The 19,411-nt window shown below is 59.8% G+C and carries 21 protein-coding genes; 12 read left to right on the forward strand and 9 right to left on the reverse strand.

Annotated elements, in window-relative coordinates; all coding sequences use genetic code 11:
- Window positions 1-12 precede the first annotated feature (12 nt).
- Window positions 13-462: a DUF4879 domain-containing protein gene (locus tag KVQ82_RS05060; RefSeq protein ID WP_222018270.1), complete on the forward strand. Its 450-nt coding sequence runs from the start codon at window positions 13-15 to the stop codon at window positions 460-462.
- Window positions 463-529: 67 nt separating this feature from the next.
- Window positions 530-1,081 carry a DJ-1 family glyoxalase III gene (locus tag KVQ82_RS05065; protein ID WP_222018272.1) on the forward strand — a complete coding sequence of 184 codons (552 nt, stop codon included), beginning with the start codon at window positions 530-532 and terminating at the stop codon, window positions 1,079-1,081.
- A gap of 5 nt (window positions 1,082-1,086) precedes the next feature.
- On the opposite strand, the gene KVQ82_RS05070 is transcribed toward KVQ82_RS05065, so the two are convergent.
- From KVQ82_RS05070 to KVQ82_RS05080, 3 genes are all read right to left on the reverse strand, one after another.
- Window positions 1,087-1,374, reverse strand: coding sequence for a HigA family addiction module antitoxin (locus KVQ82_RS05070; RefSeq protein ID WP_222018274.1), 288 nt, complete (start codon window positions 1,372-1,374; stop codon window positions 1,087-1,089).
- Window positions 1,375-1,388: 14 nt separating this feature from the next.
- Window positions 1,389-1,667 (reverse strand): type II toxin-antitoxin system RelE/ParE family toxin, encoded by a 279-nt coding sequence (locus KVQ82_RS05075; RefSeq protein ID WP_222019360.1) that lies wholly within the window; start codon window positions 1,665-1,667, stop codon window positions 1,389-1,391.
- 100 nt (window positions 1,668-1,767) lie between these two features.
- On the reverse strand, window positions 1,768-3,006 hold the full coding sequence (locus tag KVQ82_RS05080; RefSeq protein ID WP_222018277.1) for an MFS transporter: 1,239 nt from the start codon (window positions 3,004-3,006) through the stop codon (window positions 1,768-1,770).
- 541 nt (window positions 3,007-3,547) lie between these two features.
- Between KVQ82_RS05080 and KVQ82_RS05085 the strand changes: the two genes are divergently transcribed.
- From KVQ82_RS05085 to KVQ82_RS05095, 3 genes are all read left to right on the forward strand, one after another.
- On the forward strand, window positions 3,548-4,990 hold the full coding sequence (locus KVQ82_RS05085; protein WP_041065206.1) for a cytochrome ubiquinol oxidase subunit I: 1,443 nt from the start codon (window positions 3,548-3,550) through the stop codon (window positions 4,988-4,990).
- A 3-nt stretch (window positions 4,991-4,993) separates the two neighbouring features.
- Window positions 4,994-6,001, forward strand: a complete 1,008-nt coding sequence (gene cydB, locus KVQ82_RS05090; protein ID WP_007963753.1) for a cytochrome d ubiquinol oxidase subunit II — start codon at window positions 4,994-4,996, stop codon at window positions 5,999-6,001.
- Between the two features lie 84 nt (window positions 6,002-6,085).
- Window positions 6,086-6,253: a DUF2474 domain-containing protein gene (locus KVQ82_RS05095; RefSeq protein ID WP_080963309.1), complete on the forward strand. Its 168-nt coding sequence runs from the start codon at window positions 6,086-6,088 to the stop codon at window positions 6,251-6,253.
- Window positions 6,254-6,328: 75 nt separating this feature from the next.
- Here the strand turns inward: KVQ82_RS05095 and KVQ82_RS05100 are convergent, their stop codons facing one another.
- Both KVQ82_RS05100 and KVQ82_RS05105 read right to left on the reverse strand, forming a co-directional pair.
- Window positions 6,329-7,453: a class I SAM-dependent methyltransferase gene (locus tag KVQ82_RS05100; RefSeq protein WP_222018279.1), complete on the reverse strand. Its 1,125-nt coding sequence runs from the start codon at window positions 7,451-7,453 to the stop codon at window positions 6,329-6,331.
- A gap of 150 nt (window positions 7,454-7,603) precedes the next feature.
- Window positions 7,604-8,332, reverse strand: coding sequence for an autoinducer binding domain-containing protein (locus KVQ82_RS05105; protein WP_108183863.1), 729 nt, complete (start codon window positions 8,330-8,332; stop codon window positions 7,604-7,606).
- A 331-nt stretch (window positions 8,333-8,663) separates the two neighbouring features.
- Here KVQ82_RS05105 and KVQ82_RS05110 point away from each other — a divergent pair, with 331 nt between their 5' ends.
- The gene (locus tag KVQ82_RS05110) at window positions 8,664-9,440 is read left to right on the forward strand and encodes a ferredoxin--NADP reductase (RefSeq protein WP_041065214.1); all 777 of its coding nucleotides are present in this window, start codon (window positions 8,664-8,666) and stop codon (window positions 9,438-9,440) included.
- A gap of 41 nt (window positions 9,441-9,481) precedes the next feature.
- Here the strand turns inward: KVQ82_RS05110 and mscL are convergent, their stop codons facing one another.
- The gene (gene mscL / locus KVQ82_RS05115) at window positions 9,482-9,895 is read right to left on the reverse strand and encodes a large-conductance mechanosensitive channel protein MscL (protein ID WP_007963760.1); all 414 of its coding nucleotides are present in this window, start codon (window positions 9,893-9,895) and stop codon (window positions 9,482-9,484) included.
- Window positions 9,896-10,180: 285 nt separating this feature from the next.
- On the opposite strand from mscL, the gene katB reads away from it, so the two are divergent.
- From katB to radA, 3 genes are read left to right on the forward strand one after another with little or no spacing between them, the layout of a single operon-like run.
- A complete protein-coding gene (gene katB / locus KVQ82_RS05120) occupies window positions 10,181-11,722 on the forward strand; it encodes a catalase KatB (protein WP_222018280.1) in 1,542 nt (513 codons plus the stop codon).
- A 60-nt stretch (window positions 11,723-11,782) separates the two neighbouring features.
- Window positions 11,783-12,319, forward strand: a complete 537-nt coding sequence (locus KVQ82_RS05125; protein ID WP_108183861.1) for an ankyrin repeat domain-containing protein — start codon at window positions 11,783-11,785, stop codon at window positions 12,317-12,319.
- A gap of 43 nt (window positions 12,320-12,362) precedes the next feature.
- Window positions 12,363-13,730, forward strand: a complete 1,368-nt coding sequence (gene radA, locus KVQ82_RS05130; protein ID WP_003228407.1) for a DNA repair protein RadA — start codon at window positions 12,363-12,365, stop codon at window positions 13,728-13,730.
- Between the two features lie 152 nt (window positions 13,731-13,882).
- On the opposite strand, the gene KVQ82_RS05135 is transcribed toward radA, so the two are convergent.
- Window positions 13,883-14,251: a PilZ domain-containing protein gene (locus tag KVQ82_RS05135; RefSeq protein WP_041065221.1), complete on the reverse strand. Its 369-nt coding sequence runs from the start codon at window positions 14,249-14,251 to the stop codon at window positions 13,883-13,885.
- A gap of 159 nt (window positions 14,252-14,410) precedes the next feature.
- Here KVQ82_RS05135 and KVQ82_RS05140 point away from each other — a divergent pair, with 159 nt between their 5' ends.
- The 3 genes from KVQ82_RS05140 (at window position 14,411) to yjiA (ending at window position 17,826) form a co-directional block, all read left to right on the forward strand.
- Window positions 14,411-16,477: a carbon starvation CstA family protein gene (locus tag KVQ82_RS05140; RefSeq protein ID WP_007963766.1), complete on the forward strand. Its 2,067-nt coding sequence runs from the start codon at window positions 14,411-14,413 to the stop codon at window positions 16,475-16,477.
- 15 nt (window positions 16,478-16,492) lie between these two features.
- Window positions 16,493-16,690: a YbdD/YjiX family protein gene (locus KVQ82_RS05145; RefSeq protein ID WP_003228401.1), complete on the forward strand. Its 198-nt coding sequence runs from the start codon at window positions 16,493-16,495 to the stop codon at window positions 16,688-16,690.
- A 164-nt stretch (window positions 16,691-16,854) separates the two neighbouring features.
- Window positions 16,855-17,826 carry a GTPase gene (gene yjiA / locus KVQ82_RS05150; RefSeq protein WP_222018282.1) on the forward strand — a complete coding sequence of 324 codons (972 nt, stop codon included), beginning with the start codon at window positions 16,855-16,857 and terminating at the stop codon, window positions 17,824-17,826.
- Between the two features lie 122 nt (window positions 17,827-17,948).
- Here the strand turns inward: yjiA and KVQ82_RS05155 are convergent, their stop codons facing one another.
- A complete protein-coding gene (locus KVQ82_RS05155; protein ID WP_222018284.1) occupies window positions 17,949-18,659 on the reverse strand; it encodes a GntR family transcriptional regulator in 711 nt (236 codons plus the stop codon).
- A gap of 23 nt (window positions 18,660-18,682) precedes the next feature.
- Window positions 18,683-19,387 carry a FadR/GntR family transcriptional regulator gene (locus tag KVQ82_RS05160; protein WP_025108765.1) on the reverse strand — a complete coding sequence of 235 codons (705 nt, stop codon included), beginning with the start codon at window positions 19,385-19,387 and terminating at the stop codon, window positions 18,683-18,685.
- Between the last annotated feature and the right edge of the window lie 24 nt (window positions 19,388-19,411).

The following is a 19,411-nucleotide window of genomic DNA, read 5'->3' on the forward strand; positions in this document are numbered from 1 at the left end:
AAACGCGATCACATGTGCAAGCGCTGGATGCAGGCTTTCGGGTTCATGGCAGGGCTGATGGCCGGGCCGACGGCGGTACTGGCAGCCTCGGCGCCACCGTTGACCGAAGTGAAAGTGATCAAGGTCCAGTCGCCGGCCTGTGGCCTGGAAGACATTGGCGATAACCAGCCGCAAACCCAATGTAATCACAGCGGCCCGAGCATCAAGGTGTATGTGCTGGAAATCGGCTATGGCCAGAACCAGCCGCATGCCACGCTGGACGGTTTTGAAGTGAATGGCACCCGCGCCCCGGTGTGCGCTTTCGATACCGGCAATCTGACCGAATGCACGCCCGGCAGCAAAACCGTTGGCTCGTTGTATACCTTCGATCTGGCTGGCAAGCAGGAAGGCACCTTCAGTTTCAGCAACACCTCGATCAACGCGCCACGCAACACGATGTCGACCCAGCTTTACATCAAGTAACGGCTGCCATCGAACAGGGCAAGGCAAAGCTGACTACGCTTTAAAGATCACTCAGCGGATGGCGCCCATGACCTTTAGAGCCCTGATTACCCTCGCCGAGGGCATCGATGATCTGCACAGCGTGACCCTGATCGACGTGCTGCGCCGCGCCGGCATTGAAGTGGTGGCGGCCAGCATCGAAGGCCGGCGCATGCTGACCTGCGCACGCGGTACGCGCCTGACGGCCGATGGCATGCTGGTCGATGTACTGGCGCAGACGTTTGACCTGATCGTCCTGCCCGGCGGGGCTGTCGGTTCTCAACATCTGGCGGCGCATCAGCCGCTGCAACAATTGCTCAAGGATCAGGCCAGCGCCGGACGCCTGTTCGCTGCCATCGGCGAAGCCCCGGCCATCGCCCTGCAAGCCGCTGGCGTATTGCGCCAGCGACGCATGACCTGCCTGCCAAGTGTCAGTCATCAACTGTCGGGCTGTACGTTTGTTGATCAACCGGTGGTGGTCGACGGCAATTGCATCACCGCCCAGGGCTCCGGCGCCGCACTGGACTTTGCCCTGACGCTGGTCGAGCAACTTGGTGGCAAGGCATTGCGGGCGAAAGTGGCGGGGGAGATGTTGGTGTGATGGCTTCAGGCGTGGGCAGCGATAGGCGTAATGGCGGGTTGCTCCCGATGCTCTGCTTGCCACAGATCGTAATCGGTTTGAACGCCTAGCCACACACGCGCCTTGCCAATGCCTGCTCGCTCCAGCCGTACCGCCAGATCCGGGCTGATCGGTGCATGGCCGTGCAATACGCGGGAAAGGTGAGGGCGGGCGAAGCCCAGATGTCTGGCCAACTCACTCACGCTGATGCCTAACTCTGGCAAGACATCCGTGAGCAGGGTTTCACCGGGGTGTGGCGGGTTGTGCATGGGCATGAGCCTGCCTCCTGTCAGGGGTAGTCCAGATAATCGACCAATTCGATGTCCGAACCGACAAAACGAAAGATAACCCGCCAGTTGCCTGAAACACTGAGCGACCAGTATTCGGACAGTTCACCCTTCAGTGGATGCAGACGCCAACCCGGCAAATCAAGATCTGCGGGAAGTGCTGCGCGATCCATGAACTGCAGCATACGCGCCAGACGTTTTGCGTGATCGGCGCGAATTCCGCGGGTCGAACCTGTTTCATAGAAACCACGAAGGCCTTTGTGCTGAAAGGATTTGATCATGGCGGCGAGTGTAAGGCGATACATTACACTTTGTGCGGTAACTATGTACCGCACCTTTTCGATCAATTTGTGCTTGGCGTGTTGATTTGGCTGATGTGCCTCAGACCTTCGCCTCCTCCACCGGCACATGCATCCGGTCGCGTTTGGCCAGGGTCGGGAACAGTTTGATCCACGTCCCGGTGACCACCAGTGTGCCGATCCCGCCCATCACTACAGCCGGGACGGTGCCGAACCAGTGTGCGGTGAGGCCGGATTCGAATTCGCCCAGCTGGTTCGAGGCGCCGATGAACAGGCCGTTCACCGCGCTGACCCGACCACGCATTTCGTCCGGGGTTTCCAACTGAACGAAGGAGGCGCGGATCACCATGCTGATCATGTCCGCCGCGCCGAGCACCACCAGCACCGCCAGTGAGAACCAGAACGAGGTCGACAGGCCGAAGGCGATGGTCGCCACGCCGAAGACGCCGACGGCGGTGAACATCACGCGCCCGACATTGCGCTCGACGGCGAATCGCGCCAGAAACAGCGACATCCCCAGCGCGCCGACTGCCGGCGCCGAACGCAGCAGGCCCAGGCCCCACGGCCCGGTGAGCAGAATGTCCTTGGCGAACACCGGCAGCAACGCGGTGGCGCCGCCGAGCAGCACGGCGAACAAGTCCAGCGAGATCGCCCCGAGGATGTCCGGGCGGCTGCGAATGAAACGGATGCCCGCCAGCAACGAGTCGAGCGTGGCTTTGCCTTTGTTCAGTGGCGTTTGTCGGGCAGGCAGGTTGAGCATCAAGGTGCAGGCGATGACATAGAGCAATACCGTCGGGCCGTAAACCCAGACGCTGCCGAACGCGTAAAGCAAGCCACCGAGGGCCGGGGCGACGATGGTGGCTGACTGTTGAGCCGATTGAGCTGCGGCGACCGCCCGTGGAAACAGGGCGCTGGGCACGATACTTGGCAGCAGCGCCTGGGTCGTCGGCATCTCGAAGGAGCGTGCGGCACCGAGCAAGAAGGCGAGGATAAAGATCATTTCCCGGGTGACGTGGTCGGTCGCACTGCCGATGGCCAGTGCCAGGGCAATCAACGCCTGCAACGACTGACAGATCGCCGCGACCCGGCGCCGGTCATAGCGGTCGGCGACGTGACCGGTGTGCAGCATGAACAGCACCCGTGGCGCGAATTCCACCAGACCGACCAGACCCAGGTCGAGCACGTTGCCGGTCAACTGATACAGATTCCAGCCGATCGCCACCGTGAGCATCTGAAAGCCACTGGCAGTGAAGATCCGGGCGAACCAGAACGCAAGAAAAGGACGATGGTGACGTAACAGCAGGGGCTCTTGGCTGGGCATCTGAAGGCAGGTCTGGCTCTGGGCGGAAGGGGGAGGTTATCACCAGTCTGTAACAGGAAGTTGCCATGACGAAAAATTTAGTTAGCCAGACATCTATCGCTCCCTGGCATACCTCATCTCAATGTGGTGAGGGGATTTATCCCCGATCGGCTGCGCAGCAGTCGTAAAAAATTGACGATGCACCAAAAGGCAGGATGTCTGTGGGGCTGCTTCGCCGCCCATCGGGGATGAATCCCCTCCCTACAGGTCGTGCCGCTCTGGGGGATGTATTTCAGAGCGTTACTCAGGCGCTGAGGCAACTTGTCACGCGGCAAACGACCACGCCGTTCTTCGTCGGAAATGGGACTACTCTTTTAACGTTGCTTGATCCAGATCAAGACCCTCCCGGGCCATGGTCTGGTGGCCCGACGGCCAGACTCCCTGCGTTGCGATGGTTATTAAAAAAGAACGAATCAGAATTCGCCGCACTCGATATCCGTGGGGGCAGTAGGTGCAGGGGCCACAAGCCCCATCGCCGGTATTACCTGACAGAGGAAGACTTATGTTCGGTTTAGAGGCGCTCGATCTCGCCCGAATTCAGTTCGCATTCACCATCTCGTTCCACATCCTGTTCCCGGCCATCACCATTGGTCTGGCGAGCTACCTGGCGGTGCTCGAAGGGCTGTGGTTGAAAACCCATAACGACACCTACCGAGACCTGTACCATTTCTGGTCGAAGATCTTTGCCGTCAACTTCGGCATGGGGGTGGTCTCTGGTCTGGTCATGGCCTACCAGTTTGGTACCAACTGGAGCCGTTTCTCGGACTTCGCCGGTTCCGTCACCGGACCGTTGCTGACCTACGAGGTGCTCACGGCGTTCTTCCTCGAGGCCGGTTTCCTCGGGGTGATGCTGTTCGGCTGGAACAAGGTCGGACGAAAACTGCACTTTTTCTCCACGGTGATGGTGGCGATCGGCACGCTGATCTCGACGTTCTGGATTCTCGCGTCCAACAGCTGGATGCAGACGCCGCAAGGCTTCGAGATCGTCAACGGTCAAGTGATCCCGACCGACTGGCTGGCCATCGTGTTCAACCCGTCGTTCCCGTATCGCCTGATGCACATGGCGACGGCGGCGTTCGTCGCCACGGCGTTCTTCGTCGGCTCGTCAGCGGCCTGGCACTTGCTGCGCGGCAGGGACAACCCGGCGATCCGCACCATGCTGTCGATGGCGATGTGGATGGCACTGATCGTCGCGCCGATCCAGGCCGTGATCGGCGACTTCCACGGCCTCAACACCCTTGAGCACCAGCCGGCGAAAATCGCCGCGATCGAAGGCCATTGGGAAAACAAAGGCAACGAAGCGACGCCGTTGATCCTGTTCGGCTGGCCGGACATGAAAGAAGAGAAAACCAAATTCGCCGTGGAGATCCCGTACCTCGGCAGCCTGATCCTGACCCACTCGCTGGACAAGCAGGTGCCGGCGCTCAAGGAGTTCCCGCCAGAAGACCGGCCGAACTCGACCATCGTGTTCTGGTCGTTCCGGGTCATGGTCGGCCTCGGTTTCCTGATGATCTTTACCGGTCTGTGGAGCCTGTGGCTGCGCAAGCGCGACACGCTCTATACCTCACGCCCGTTCCTGTATCTGGCGTTGTGGATGGGGCCGTCCGGCCTGATCGCGATCCTCGCCGGCTGGTTCACCACCGAAATCGGTCGTCAACCGTGGGTGGTCTACGGGCTGATGCGCACGGCGGATGCGTCCTCCAATCACAGCTTCATGCAGATGAGCATCACCCTGATCATGTTCGTTGTGGTGTATTTCGCGCTGTTCGGTGCAGGGCTCGGTTACATGATGCGCCTGGTGCGCAAAGGGCCGAAAACCGACGAAGGCAAGGAGACCAACGAAGGTGGTCCCGGCCAGAAACGCACCCCGGCGCGTCCGTTGTCCGCCGCCGATGACGAAGGCGCCGACGCTGACTCGCCGCGCAGCCTGGAAAAGGAGATTTGACTCATGGGTATTGATCTTCCGCTGATCTGGGCCGTGATCATCATCTTCGGCATCATGATGTACGTGGTCATGGACGGTTTCGACCTGGGGATCGGGATTCTCTTCCCGTTCATCCCGGGCAAGACCGACCGTGACGTGATGATGAACACTGTCGCCCCGGTGTGGGACGGCAATGAAACCTGGCTGGTATTGGGCGGCGCGGCGTTGTTTGGCGCGTTCCCGCTGGCCTATTCGGTGGTGCTGTCGGCGCTGTACCTGCCGCTGATCTTCATGCTGATCGGGCTGATTTTCCGCGGCGTGGCATTCGAGTTCCGCTTCAAGGCCAAGGACGACAAACGTCACCTGTGGGACAAAGCGTTCATCGGCGGCTCGGTGGCGGCGACGTTCTTCCAGGGCGTGGCACTCGGGGCATTCATCGACGGCTTGCCGGTGGTCAATCGGCAATACGCCGGCGGCTCACTGGACTGGCTGACACCGTTCACCCTGTTCTGCGGCGCCGCGCTGGTGGTGGCCTATGCCTTGCTCGGTTGTACCTGGTTGATCATGAAGACCGAAGGCAAGTTGCAGGAGCAGATGCACAACCTGGCGCGGCCGCTGGCGTTCGTGCTGCTGGCCGTAATCGGTATCGTCAGCCTGTGGACGCCGCTGGCCCACCCGGAAATCGCCACTCGCTGGTTCAGCATGCCGAACCTGTTCTGGTTCATGCCGGTGCCGATTCTGGTGCTGGTCACCTTGTACGGGCTGATCCGCGCGGTGGCGCGCAACGCCAACTACATGCCGTTCCTGCTGACCCTGGTGCTGATTTTCCTCGGCTACAGCGGTCTGGGCATCAGTTTGTGGCCGAACATCGTGCCGCCGTCGATCTCGATCTGGGACGCCGCCGCACCGCCGCAAAGCCAGGGCTTCATGCTGGTCGGTACGCTGTTCATCATCCCGTTCATCCTGGGTTACACCTTCTGGAGCTACTACGTGTTCCGCGGCAAGGTCACCCATGAAGACGGTTACCACTAGACTGCCGCCCCGCACACCTGTGGGAGCGAACCTGTTCGCGATGGCGTCCCTGGCGACGCCATCGCCTGATGGAGGAACGATGCAATGAACGGCAAACATTCCCTGCACGAGATTGAAGAAGCCGAAAAAAAGCCGCTGTGGCAGCGGCTCGGCTGGTTGGCCCTGATCTGGATCGGTAGCGTCGGCGCGCTGTTCATTGCCGCCAGTCTGATGCGCCTGTTCATGAGCGCGGCCGGCCTGACCACACACTGAGACATCCCGTCCCGTTGCCCTTGGGCACGGTTTTATGACCCTCTGTACCGCGGAGGGTTTTTTTTGCCTGATGCTTTACTTGCGGGCTTTGAGAATCACGAATTTCGGCGTGGCCGCCACTTGCTCAACGCCACGGAACAGTCGCGCCAGCTTGCTGTGATAACCCAGGTGCCGGTTGCCGACGATGTACAGCGCACCGCCCACCACCAGCGCCTCGCGGGCCTGCTGGAACATGCGCCAGGCGAGGAAATCGCCGACCACTTGCTGCTGATGGAACGGCGGATTGCACAACACCACGTCCAGCGATTGCGGCTCCTGCCCGGCCAGACCATCGCCAGCGCGCACGATCACTTCGCGTTCGCCGAGCGCGGCGCGCCAGTTTTCCGCTGCCGATTGCACGGCCATGAACGATTCGTCGACCAGCGTGTAGTGTGCGTCAGGGTTGTGCAGAGCACTGGCGATGGCCAGTACGCCGTTACCGCAGCCAAGGTCGGCGACCCGGGCGCTGCCGAGGTTTTTGGGCAGGTGCGGGAGAAAGGCCCGGGTGCCGATATCCAGACCTTCACGGCAGAACACGTTGGCGTGGTTGAGCAACTCGATGGCCGGCTCGTCGAGCTGGTAGCGCGACGGGTAGGGCGAGGTCGCCGGGGCTTTGGCCTCGGGTGCCGCGATCAGCAGGCGAGCCTTTTTTACCGCCAGTGAAGCGTGTACCGGGCCAATGTAACGCTCCAGCAGATCACCGGCGGCGCGCGGCAAGTGTTTGACCATGGCCGCTGCCACCACTTCGGCGCCGGGGGCCAGTTGCCCTTGCAGACGGATCAGTTGCTCTTCCAGCAGTGCGAGCGTCTTGGGTACGCGGATCAACACCTTGTCGAACGGCCCGACTAACGGCTCACTCGCCGCAATCCCACGCACGGCATCAAATGCCAAGCCGTTGCGTACCAGGTTCTTTTCCAGTCCCTGGAACGCGAGAAACGAATCGCCGCTGCTGCTGACCTGAACCTTGCCCGCCAGGCTCGCTGCCAAGGCCCCGAAGCTGTCATTGAGTACCAATACCCGAGTGTCTGCGGCCGGTTGTTGCGCGGCCAGATGATTGAGCAGGTACTCGTCAGCCGCGTCGAAGGCTTGCAGAGGTTCATTCTGCTGCTCGGGCTGGCGGATCAGGTCGAGTTGGGCAAAGGGCGTGTCGAGCAAAGGCATGGGGCGGGGACTCTGGATAATCAACGGGTGGCCCGCGGCCAAGGGAATGTGCGGCGGAACCGTCCGAGTGCAATACGACGTCACTGCTCACGTCATCACTCGGGAAGGCCTCAAATGGTACGTTTTTTTCTGTTGAAATACCCGTGGCTTTTAGGCGGAGGGGGCGTCGAGAAGGCCGCAGCGGCTGGCGGCGATGACGGCGGAGATTTTGTTGCAGACGTTCAGTTTGATAATCACGTTTTGCACGTGGTAATTCACGGTTCGTTCGCTCAGGCAGAGGATCCTGGCGATTTCATAGGCTGTTTTGCCGAGCGCCGAGAGCTTCAGCACTTCCAGTTCCCGCGGTGAAAGGTGCGGTTGTTGGGGTTTTTTCGGGGCTGTGGGCAGGGTTCTGGCAAACAGATCACTCAGATGACTGGTCGCGTAAAACATGTAGCCAAAATGCTCGTACAACTCGAGCGGGCTCAGAGGACCATTTTTCCTGACAAGGCTGAGTGTGCTGCACAGCCCGCTGGCTTCATGGTGAAACGACTGGGACCAACCGTGGCGCAATCCATGCTCCTGTTGCGCGTCCCACAACTGTGGAGTCGGCGCAAACAACTTTTCGGTCCAGACAATCGGCAGCATTGACTGGTTGCAGTGTATGACTACCGGGTCAACTTTGCTGTAGCTTTTCTGTTCATAGAGATTATTCCATTCTTTGGGATAGTTATTGATTTGCAAGGCTTTAAAGTCAGCGGTCCGATTGTTTGATGTCAAAGAGATAGCACAAAAGTTGAAGCCTATGTTTTGAGCGAATCTCAGCAGGATCGGATAAGCGGTCTCTATTTCTCTCGCGAAAGTCAGTTGCTTTAATTGCGACTCCTTCCACATTTCCATCACAAACTCTCCGTGAGTCGTTTTACGCGCTGGGCTGTTTGGATCCAATGAATCCATCACGCAATCGAGTGTAGGACATGTCCTACAGTTGGCGTTGAACTTTTTTGCTCTTTGCAGAGAAGTTTGATTGCAAGAATGTTATTAGTCCGGAGTAGAGCGTTGTATTCAAGGTGTCATTCAATTTCAGATTGAGATATGAAAGTTTCTCCATTGGTTGTATCTGAGTTTGTTTCTCATTGGCTTCGCTAAATGAAAAGACATTACAAAAACAGTGGTGTTTACAGTGTCAGTTTGCGCGAAACTGTCTGGGTTCTTTACAGTGGAGTGGCCCATGACTGTCAGTGCAGAAAAGTTTACTGCCCAGACCTTGCTCGACGTGCAGCCCTTGACCCCCAGCCTGTTCACTTTGCGCACCACGCGCGATACGGGTTTCAGGTTCCGCGCAGGACAATTCGCCCGCCTGGGCGTGACCAAGGCGGATGGCAGCACGGTGTGGCGTGCCTACTCGATGGTTTCTTCACCCTTCGACGAGTTTCTCGAGTTCTTCTCTATTGTGGTGCCGGGTGGCGAATTCACCAGTGAACTGAGCCGGTTGCAGGTCGGCGATACCGTGCTGGTGGAGCGCCAGGCCTTTGGATACCTGACGCTGGATCGTTTTGTCGACGGCCGGGATCTGTGGTTGTTATCCACAGGGACCGGCGTGGCGCCGTTTCTGTCGATCTTGCAGGACTTCGAAGTGTGGGAGCGTTTCGAGCGAATTATTCTGGTGTACAGCGTGCGCGAGGCAAGGGAGCTGGCCTATCAATCATTGATCGCTGAGCTTTCCACACGTGATTACCTGGCAGAGCATGCCCATAAATTACGGTTCATCCCCACGGTTACCCGCGAGCGCTGGCCTGGCGCCTTGCACGGTCGCATCACCACGTTGATCGAAAGCGGCGAACTGGAACGTGAGGCCGGCGTGGAACTGACCCCCGAGCACTCGCGCGTCATGCTGTGCGGCAATCCGCAGATGATCGATGACACCCGCGCGTTGTTGAAGAAACGCCACATGAGCCTGAGCCTGGCGCGGCGGCCCGGTCAGGTGGCGGTGGAAAATTACTGGTAAAAAAACGGCGCCATCAGGCGCCGTTTTCATTCATGAAGCCGTCAAGGCCGATTGTTCTGCGCCTTGAGCAGATCGCGGATCTCGCCGAGCAACTCTTCTTCTTTGGTTGGAACCGGCGGCAGGGAAGGGGCCACGGCTTCTTCGCGTTTCAGGCGGTTGATGGCTTTCACACCCATGAAGATCGCAAAGGCGACGATCACGAAGTCCAGAATGCTCTGAATGAATTTACCGTAAGCCAGTACCACGGCTGGGGCGTTGCCCTCGGCGGCTTTCAGCGTGATGGCCAGATCACTGAAGTCCACCCCACCGATCAACAGGCCGATTGGCGGCATGATCACGTCGCCGACAAACGACGAAACGATTTTGCCGAAGGCTGCACCGATGATGATACCGACGGCCATGTCGACCACATTGCCTTTGACCGCGAAGGCCTTGAACTCACTTAGCACGCCCATAGGTTATTTCCTTGTTACAGATGAGGTTGGTGTACGCAGTGTAAATCAGCAAAACGCGTCCTGCGCGAAACACCTTCTTACAATGCCCGTTTTTATCGACACATGAATCAACGATTAGTTTGCAAAGTGCCACTAATCGCGCGCGATTTACGCCGTAAATCGCTGATCACAAAGCCATTTTTTTCAATCGTCGAGTTACGAACTTTCTATTTATGTTCACCGCCATAGCCCTCTAGCCTCTGGTTTGCGCACCTGGATGCGCCCAAAAAACCAGAGGAACCTGATATGAACTCCACTCTTGGACTGGGGGCTTTTCCCCATCGCCGTACTTTCGGCGTGCTGGCCGCCAGCTTGCTGACTTTCTCCGTGCACGCTGCACCCCTGACCCGGGATAACGGTGCCGCGGTCGGCGACAACCAGAATTCGCAGACCGCCGGTGCCACCGGCCCGGTGTTGCTGCAGGATGTGCAACTGATCCAGAAGCTTCAGCGTTTTGACCGTGAGCGCATTCCCGAGCGCGTGGTGCATGCCCGCGGCACCGGGGCTCACGGGACCTTCACCGTGACCAACGACCTCAGCGATTTGAGCAAGGCCAAAGTATTCGCCGCTGGCCAGGTCACACCGGTCTTCGTGCGTTTCTCCGCCGTGGTGCACGGCAACCACTCCCCGGAAACCCTGCGCGATCCACGGGGTTTTGCCACCAAGTTCTACACCGCCGATGGCAACTGGGATCTGGTGGGCAACAACTTCCCGACCTTCTTCATCCGCGATGCGATCAAGTTCCCGGACATGGTTCACGCCTTCAAGCCCGATCCACGTACCAACCTGGACGATGACTCGCGTCGTTTCGACTTCTTCTCCCACGTACCGGAAGCCACTCGCACGCTGACCGAGTTGTATTCCAATTCGGGTACTCCAGCCAGTTATCGGGAGATGGACGGTAATGGCGTGCATGCCTACAAGTTGGTGAACGCCAAAGGTGAAGTGCACTATGTGAAGTTTCACTGGAAAAGTTTGCAGGGCATCAAAAACCTGACACCTGAACAAGTCGAGAAAGTTCAGGGCAAGGATTACAGTCATATGACTAATGATCTGGTCACCCATATTAACAAGGGCGATTTTCCGAAATGGGACTTGTACATCCAAGTGCTAAATCCGCAAGATTTGTCCAAGTTTGATTTCGATCCATTGGACGCTACCAAGATCTGGCCAAATGTTCCTGAGCGAAAAGTTGGACAAATGGTGTTGAACCGTAATCCGGCCAACGTGTTCCAGGAAACCGAACAAGTTGCGATGGCCCCGGCCAATGTTGTGCCGGGTATCGAACCTTCGGAAGATCGTCTGTTGCAAGGCCGAGTGTTTTCTTATGCCGATACGCAAATGTATCGTCTGGGAGCCAATGCTCTGCAGTTGCCGATCAACGCGCCCAAAGTTGCCGTCAATAATGGCAATCAGGACGGTGCGATGAACTTCGCAGCCACGCAGTCTGGCGTGAACTATCAGCCAAGCCGCCTGCAACCGCGTGAAGAGCCGCAAAGCGCGCGTTACAGCCAGCTGGCGCTGTCCGGCAGCACCCAGCAGGCGAAGATTCAGCGCGAGCAGAACTTCAAGCAGGCCGGTGATCTGTACCGCTCGTTCAGCCAGCAGGAACGTCAGGACCTGATTGCCAGCTTCGGCGGCTCGTTGGCCACCACCGATGACGAGAGCAAGCACATCATCCTGTCCTTCCTTTATAAGGCCGATCCGGAATACGGCACTGGCGTGACCAAAGTGGCCAAGGGTGACCTGAGCCGGGTCAAGGCGCTGGCAGCGAAACTGGTCGACTGATCTCGACGCCATGCAACGCGGGGCCTGATGCAGGCCCCGTTCTGCTCAAGGAGAAGGCTGATGCGATTTTGTCTGTTATTGCTGCTCGGTTGCCTGTCATGTACAGCGCTGGCCGAACAGAACCCCGAGGCGATCAAGGCCCAGTTGCAGGATTACTATTTCGATGCGGCCCGGCGTGGTGATGTGCCGATGCTCGAGACCTTCATCGAGTCCGGTTATTCCCTCGATACCCGCGACAGCAAGGGCTACACCGCACTGATTCTGGCAGCGTATCACGGCCAGGGGACGGCAGTTGAGCGACTGCTGGCGGCGGGGGCTGATGCCTGTGCGCAGGATCAACGCGGCAATACGGCGCTGATGGGCGCGATCTTCAAGGGCGAGATGCAGATTGCCCGACGGTTGATGGCCACCGATTGCAGCCCCGATCAGCGCAACGGCGCCGGCCAGACTGCGGCGATGTACGCCGGGTTGTTCAAGCGCATCGAGCTGCTCGACGCGCTCAAGGCCAAGGGCGCCGACCTCAATGCCGAGGATCCGCTGGGCAATAGCGCCGCGCGTCTGGCCAACGGCGAAATCCGCACCGCCGTGCCGCGCTGAGCGGTGGCTGCGTTATCATCGCGGTTTTTGCCGGGGGATCCAGATGGCCAAGGCCAAGCGCATGTACGGCTGCACCGAATGCGGCGCAACCTTTCCCAAATGGGCGGGCCAGTGCGGCGAGTGCGGCGCCTGGAATACCCTGACCGAAACCATGATCGAGAGCGGCGGCGCCACGGCGCCCACCGGGCGTACCGGCTGGGCCGGGCAGCAGGCGCAGATCAAGACCCTGGCCGAAGTCAGCATCGAAGAGATTCCGCGTTTCTCTACCGCGTCCGGTGAGCTGGACCGGGTCCTGGGTGGCGGTCTGGTCGACGGCTCGGTGGTATTGATCGGCGGTGACCCGGGCATCGGCAAGTCGACGATCCTGTTGCAGACACTGTGCAACCTCGCCAAGAGCATGCCGGCGCTGTACGTCACCGGCGAAGAATCGCAGCAACAAGTGGCCATGCGTGCCCGCCGTCTCGGACTGCCGCAGGATCAACTGCGGGTGATGACCGAAACCTGCATCGAAACCATCATCGCCACCGCCCGTCAGGAAAAACCCAAGGTGATGGTGATCGACTCGATCCAGACCATTTTCACCGAACAGCTGCAATCAGCGCCGGGTGGCGTCTCGCAGGTGCGTGAGAGTGCGGCGTTGCTGGTGCGGTATGCCAAGCAGAGCGGCACGGCGATTTTTCTCGTCGGTCACGTCACCAAGGAAGGCGCGCTCGCCGGCCCGCGAGTCCTGGAGCACATGGTCGATACCGTGCTGTATTTCGAAGGCGAATCGGACGGGCGTTTGCGCTTGCTGCGGGCGGTGAAAAACCGTTTCGGCGCGGTCAACGAACTCGGCGTCTTCGGCATGACCGACAAGGGCCTGAAAGAAGTCTCCAACCCGTCGGCGATTTTTCTCACCCGTGCCCAAGAGGAAGTCCCGGGCAGTGTGGTCATGGCCACGTGGGAAGGCACGCGGCCGATGCTGGTGGAAGTGCAGGCGCTGGTCGATGACAGTCATCTGGCCAACCCGCGCCGGGTCACCCTGGGTCTGGACCAGAATCGTCTGGCGATGTTGCTGGCGGTATTGCATCGGCACGGCGGCATCCCGACCCACGATCAGGACGTGTTCCTCAACGTGGTCGGCGGGGTGAAGGTGCTGGAAACCGCGTCCGACCTGGCGTTGATGGCGGCGGTGATGTCGAGCCTGCGCAACCGGCCGCTGCCGCATGATCTGCTGGTGTTTGGCGAAGTCGGTTTGTCCGGCGAGGTACGCCCGGTGCCGAGCGGTCAGGAGCGCTTGAAGGAAGCGGCCAAGCATGGCTTCAAACGCGCGATTGTGCCCAAAGGCAATGCGCCGAAAGAGGCGCCGGCGGGGCTGCAGATCATTGCCGTGACCCGGTTGGAGCAGGCGCTCGACGCACTGTTCGAATAGCTGCCATTCCCTTGATTGAATGAAAACCTGTGGTGAGGGGATTTATCCCCGATGGGCTGCGCAGCAGACCCGGATTTATCGGGGCCGCTCCGTGCCCCATCGGGGATAAATCCCCTCACCACAAGAGTGTTCCCACAGGTTGATTTTGGGGGCTAGATTTCGATCAGAGCGCCCAGTTCGCGCTCCAGTTCGGCCTCATCCGCCAGATTCAGTTCGATCAACCGCCGCAAGCGCTGGATCGATTCCAGGCTGATATGCCGGCAGACAAACCCCAGTTGGCCGTGATCCTCATGGGCCAGATGCACATCCATCTGGATATCCACGTCATCGCTCAGATGAATGTCGACGAAGAAATCCTGTTCCTTATCCCCGAGCCAAGGCTCCGGCCGCTCGATCAGCAGCCCCTTGAGGGACAGATCGATCAGTTTCACCGGCCAGATGAATTGGCCCTGACTCAGCTCGGTTCTGGCATCGAACGCAATACGTTTGAAGCGACGGCGATTGGCTGGTTGTTCGCTCATGGCGCAATCCTCGGAAGCGTTCGCTGACTATAGACCCGACCGGCGGGTGGCTGCCAATCGACAAGGCGTCTAGACCAATGTCGGGGTATGGTCTTTACCGCCAGTAGCGCTAAACTCGGGGTGGCTGTCTTTCTTGTCCACCCTGGCTGGAATAATAAAATGAAAAATAATAATAGCCTGCTACGCCACTTACCCTGGCTAGTGCTGGCAATCGTAGGAGCGTGCGCCCTGGGCGTAGTGGCATTGCGCCGAGGCGAGGCGATCAACGCCTTGTGGATCGTGGTCGCGGCCGTGGCCATCTATCTGGTTGCGTACCGTTACTACAGCCTGTTCATCGCTAACAATGTGATGCAGCTGGATCCGCGTCGGGCCACCCCCGCCGTGCTCAACAACGACGGTCTGGACTATGTGCCGACCAACAAACACATTCTTTTCGGTCACCACTTCGCCGCGATTGCCGGCGCAGGACCTCTGGTCGGCCCGGTATTGGCGGCGCAGATGGGCTACCTGCCCGGCACGTTGTGGCTGATTGCCGGGGTGGTGCTGGCGGGCGCGGTGCAGGACTTCATGGTGCTGTTCATGTCGACCCGGCGCAACGGCCGTTCCCTGGGCGACATGGTCCGTGAAGAAATGGGCCGCATCCCCGGCACCATCGCCCTGTTCGGCTGCTTCCTGATCATGATCATCATCCTTGCGGTGCTGGCGCTGATCGTGGTCAAGGCCCTGGCCGAGAGCCCGTGGGGCATCTTCACCGTGATGGCGACCATCCCGATCGCAATGTTCATGGGCATCTACATGCGCTACATCCGCCCGGGTCGCATCGGCGAAATCTCGGTCATCGGCGTGTTGCTGCTGCTCGGTTCGATCTGGCTCGGCGGGCAAATTGCCGCTGATCCGGTGTGGGCCAAGGCCTTCAGCTTCACCGGTGTGCAAATCACCTGGATGCTGATCGGTTATGGCTTCGTCGCCGCCGTGTTGCCGGTGTGGCTGATCCTCGCGCCACGCGACTACCTGTCGACGTTCCTCAAGATCGGCACCATCATCGCTCTGGCGATCGGTATTCTGGTGACCATGCCCGAGCTGAAAATGCCGGCGCTGACCCAGTTCGTCGACGGCACCGGGCCGGTGTGGAAGGGCGGTCTGTTCCCGTTCCTGTTCATCACCATCGCTTGCGGTGCAGTATCCGGTTTCCACGCACTGATCTCGTCGGGCACCACGCCGAAGCTGCTGGATAACGAAACCAACGCCCGTTACATCGGTTACGGCGGCATGCTGATGGAATCGTTTGTGGCGATCATGGCGATGGTTGCCGCTTCGGTGATCGAGCCGGGCGTGTACTTCGCCATGAACAGCCCGGCCGCGGTGGTCGGTGGTGACGTGGCATCGGTGGCGCAGATGGTCAGCAGTTGGGGCTTCGCGATCACGCCTGAGGCGCTGCAAGCGGTTGCCCATGACATCGGTGAAACCACCATCCTCGCCCGTGCCGGCGGTGCGCCGACCCTGGCGGTCGGTATCGCGCAGATCCTGCACAGTGTCCTGCCGGGTGAAAACACCATGGCGTTCTGGTACCACTTCGCGATCCTGTTCGAAGCACTGTTCATCCTGACTGCTGTGGACGCCGGCACCCGTGCCGGGCGCTTCATGCTGCAGGACCTGCTCGGCTCCTTCGTTCCGGCGCTCAAGCGCACCGAATCGTGGACCGCCAACCTGATCGCCACCGCCGGTTGTGTGGCGATGTGGGGCTGGTTGCTGTATCAGGGCGTGATCGATCCGCTGGGCGGCATCAACACCCTGTGGCCGCTGTTCGGTATCTCCAACCAGATGCTGGCGGGTATCGCGCTGATGCTCGGCACTGTGGTCCTGATCAAGATGAAGCGCCAGCGCTACATCTGGGTCACCCTGCTGCCGGCCGCCTGGCTGCTGATCTGCACCACGACTGCGGGCTTCATCAAGCTGTTCGACGCCAACCCGGCGATCGGCTTCCTGTCGCTGGCCAAGAAGTACAGCGATGCCCTGGCCGCCGGCCAAGTCATTGCTCCGGCCAAGAGCATCGAGCAGATGCAGCACGTGATCTTCAACGCCTACACCAACGCAACGCTCACCGCGCTGTTCCTGTTCGTGGTCTTCAGCATCCTGTTCTACGCGCTCAAGGTCGGCATTGCCGCCTGGGGCAAAAAAGAGCGTACGGATAAAGAATCGCCATTCCAGGCCCTGCCGGACGCGTAACCAGAGGATTGCACCATGTTCAATGACCTGAGTCGCCTCGGTAAATACCTCGGTCAGGCCGCACGCCTGATGGTCGGCATGCCCGACTACGACACCTACGTCGAGCATATGCAAACCAAACACCCGGACAAGCCGGTGATGAGCTACGAGATGTTCTTTCGCGAGCGTCAGGAAGCGCGTTACGGTGGCAAGGGTGGGCCGAAGTGCTGTTGAGCTGACAGCCTGCGGTTGATGCAATCCCCCTTGTGGGAGCGAGCCTGCTCGCGAATGCGGAGTGTCAGTTGATGAATGATTTGACTGACACACCGCTTTCGCGAGCAAGCTCGCTCCCACATTTGTTTTTGTGTTGTTCATTCATTTTGTGAAGGGGATCTGTTTTGTCTTCTCCCATACCCGTAACGGTACTCAGTGGTTTTCTCGGTGCCGGCAAGACCACTTTGCTACGCCATCTGCTGAAAGCCGAGCACGGTCTGAAAATCGCCGTGATCGAGAACGAATTCAGCGACGCCGGCATCGACACCCAGTTGCTCGGCGACCAGCCGGTGCAAGTCATGACCCTGGCCAACGGCTGCGTCTGCTGCACCATTCACACTGATCTGACCAAGGCCCTGTACCTGCTGCTCGAACGCCTGGACAGCGGTGAAATCGCCTTCGACCGGCTGGTGATCGAATGCACCGGGCTGGCCGATCCAGCGCCTGTGGCGCAAACCTTTTTCATCGACGAAGAACTGCGTGAGCGCTATCTGCTCGACGGCATCATCACATTGGTCGACGCCGCCCACGCCGACCTGCATTTGACCCAGACCATCGCCCAGGCGCAGATCGGCTTCGCCGACCGCTTGCTGGTCAGCAAGACTGATCTGGTGGATGAGGCCACGTTCAATGCACTGAGCAAACGCCTGACGCGAATCAACCGCCGTGCACCAATCCGCGTGGTCGAGCACGGCAACATCGATCTGGCGGAACTGCTTGATGTGCGGGGTTTCAACCTCAACGCCGATCTGGGCGGCGGGGTCAGCCTGCGTCCGGTGAGCAAGGCGCCTTCCATCGATCGCATCTCCAGCCTGGTGCTGCGCACGGACCAGCCGCTGGATATCGATCGGCTCAGCGAATTCATGAATGAGTTGCTGGAAGAGCACGGCAAGCAATTGCTGCGTTACAAGGGAGTGCTGAACATCGCTGGCGAGGATCGGCGCCTGGTGTTCCAGGGCGTGCTGAAACTCTACGGTTTCGACTGGGACACCGAGTGGGCCGAGGGTGAGGCGCGGGAAAGCGTGATCGTGTTTATTGCCGATGATTTGCCGGAAGAGAAGATTCGGGCGGGGTTTGCCAAGGTGGCTACTGCCTGATGGTTCTTCGGTGTCAGGGCTGACGCCATCGCGGGCAAGCCCGCTCCCACAGGTTTATAGGTGTACACACAATCTGTGAACGACAATAACCCTGTGGGAGCGGGCTTGCCCGCGATGGCGATTCAACCGACAACGCAATGCTTGACGGTTGGCTCCAGCAGCGTCTGCTCCAGATCATCCAGATGCCGATTCATCAGTAGACTGGCCTTAACCCCATCTCCACATTCAACCGCCTCGATAATCGCCAGGTGCTCCTGCCACGCGCAACAACCGAGCGTTGATCCATCACACCGCGCAATCGCCAGCGACGTCAACGGCACCAGGCTGCCAAGAAAATGCGCCAGCGGTGCATTCCCCGCCATCTGCGCCAACTGCAGATGAAACTCGCCGGACAAACGAATCGCCGCCGCACGCCGTTCCTGAACCACGGCCAGGCGTTCGCGTTCGACCAGCGTGCGCAAGCGTTTCAAACCCTCCGCCGACGCATTCTGACAAGCCAGACGCACCAGCGTCGCTTCGGTCAGGCGCCGAGCGTGCAGGGTTTGTCGGGTCTGCTCTGCATCCGGTGCGGCGACCCGCGGCCGATGATTGGCGCGCAGCACAATCACCTGCTCATGGGACAACTGCGTCAGTACCCGGCGTACATCGGCGCGGCTGACGCCAAACATCTGCTTGAGACTGTCTTCGGTGAAGCGGCTGGCCGGGTCGATTCGCCGGTCCAGAATCGCCTCGAACAGCCGCGGGTACAGAGCATCTGCCGGCGCTCGCAGGCGCGAGAAGGGCAGAGGTGCCGACATCTGACGAGTGTGCGGCGACGTGGCAAGACTGTTCATGGCCGGTCTCCAGTGTGAGTTCTTCAGTGGCTGAGGTTGTCTTCCGGGATATTCAGTTCGATGCCCATCCGCTGGCCTTCGCGCAGGATGTGCCGACGCATTTCGGCGCTGGCCTGAGCGCTGTTCTTGCTGCGGATCGCGCGCACCACCGCTTCGTTTTCTTCCAGGCGCTCGGCCAGATGCTCAGGCGAATTGCGCAGCACTTCGGCGCTTTGCTTGAGGGCATTGCTGGTCTGCTGCACCACGCTCTGGAAAATCGGGTTCGAGGTCAGGGTGAACAGCTCTTCGTGGAAGGCGATGTAGGCGCTGACGCCGGCTTCGCTGTCGCCCGCTTCAAGGGCTTCGCGCATGTCCATCAGGGTCAGGCGCAACTGGCCGACTTCCTTGCTGCTGATCGACTGCGCGACCAGGCCGACAATGAACGGCTCAAGGGTGTAGCGCAGTTGCAGCACGTCTTCGAGGCTGGCGCCGGCGACCGCGCTGTCGTGGCTCTGGCTGTCACTGAGCTGGGCGTCGAGCACTACCACGCCTTTGCCCGGCATCGAGCGGACCAGGCCCAGGGTCTCCAGAACGATCACCGCTTCGCGCAGGCTCGGACGGCTGATGCCCAGTTGTTCGGCCAGTTCGCGCTGGCCCGGCAGCATGTCGCCGGAGCGCCACTGACCACGGGCGAGGGCGGCGCGCAGTTTTTCTACGACTGAGTTGACGACGGTTGATGTGGTGATCACTTGTCTAGCTCCGTAAGCCTATAG

This window comes from Pseudomonas sp. AO-1, from assembly GCF_019775695.1.
GTDB lineage: Bacteria > Pseudomonadota > Gammaproteobacteria > Pseudomonadales > Pseudomonadaceae > Aquipseudomonas > Aquipseudomonas parakoreensis.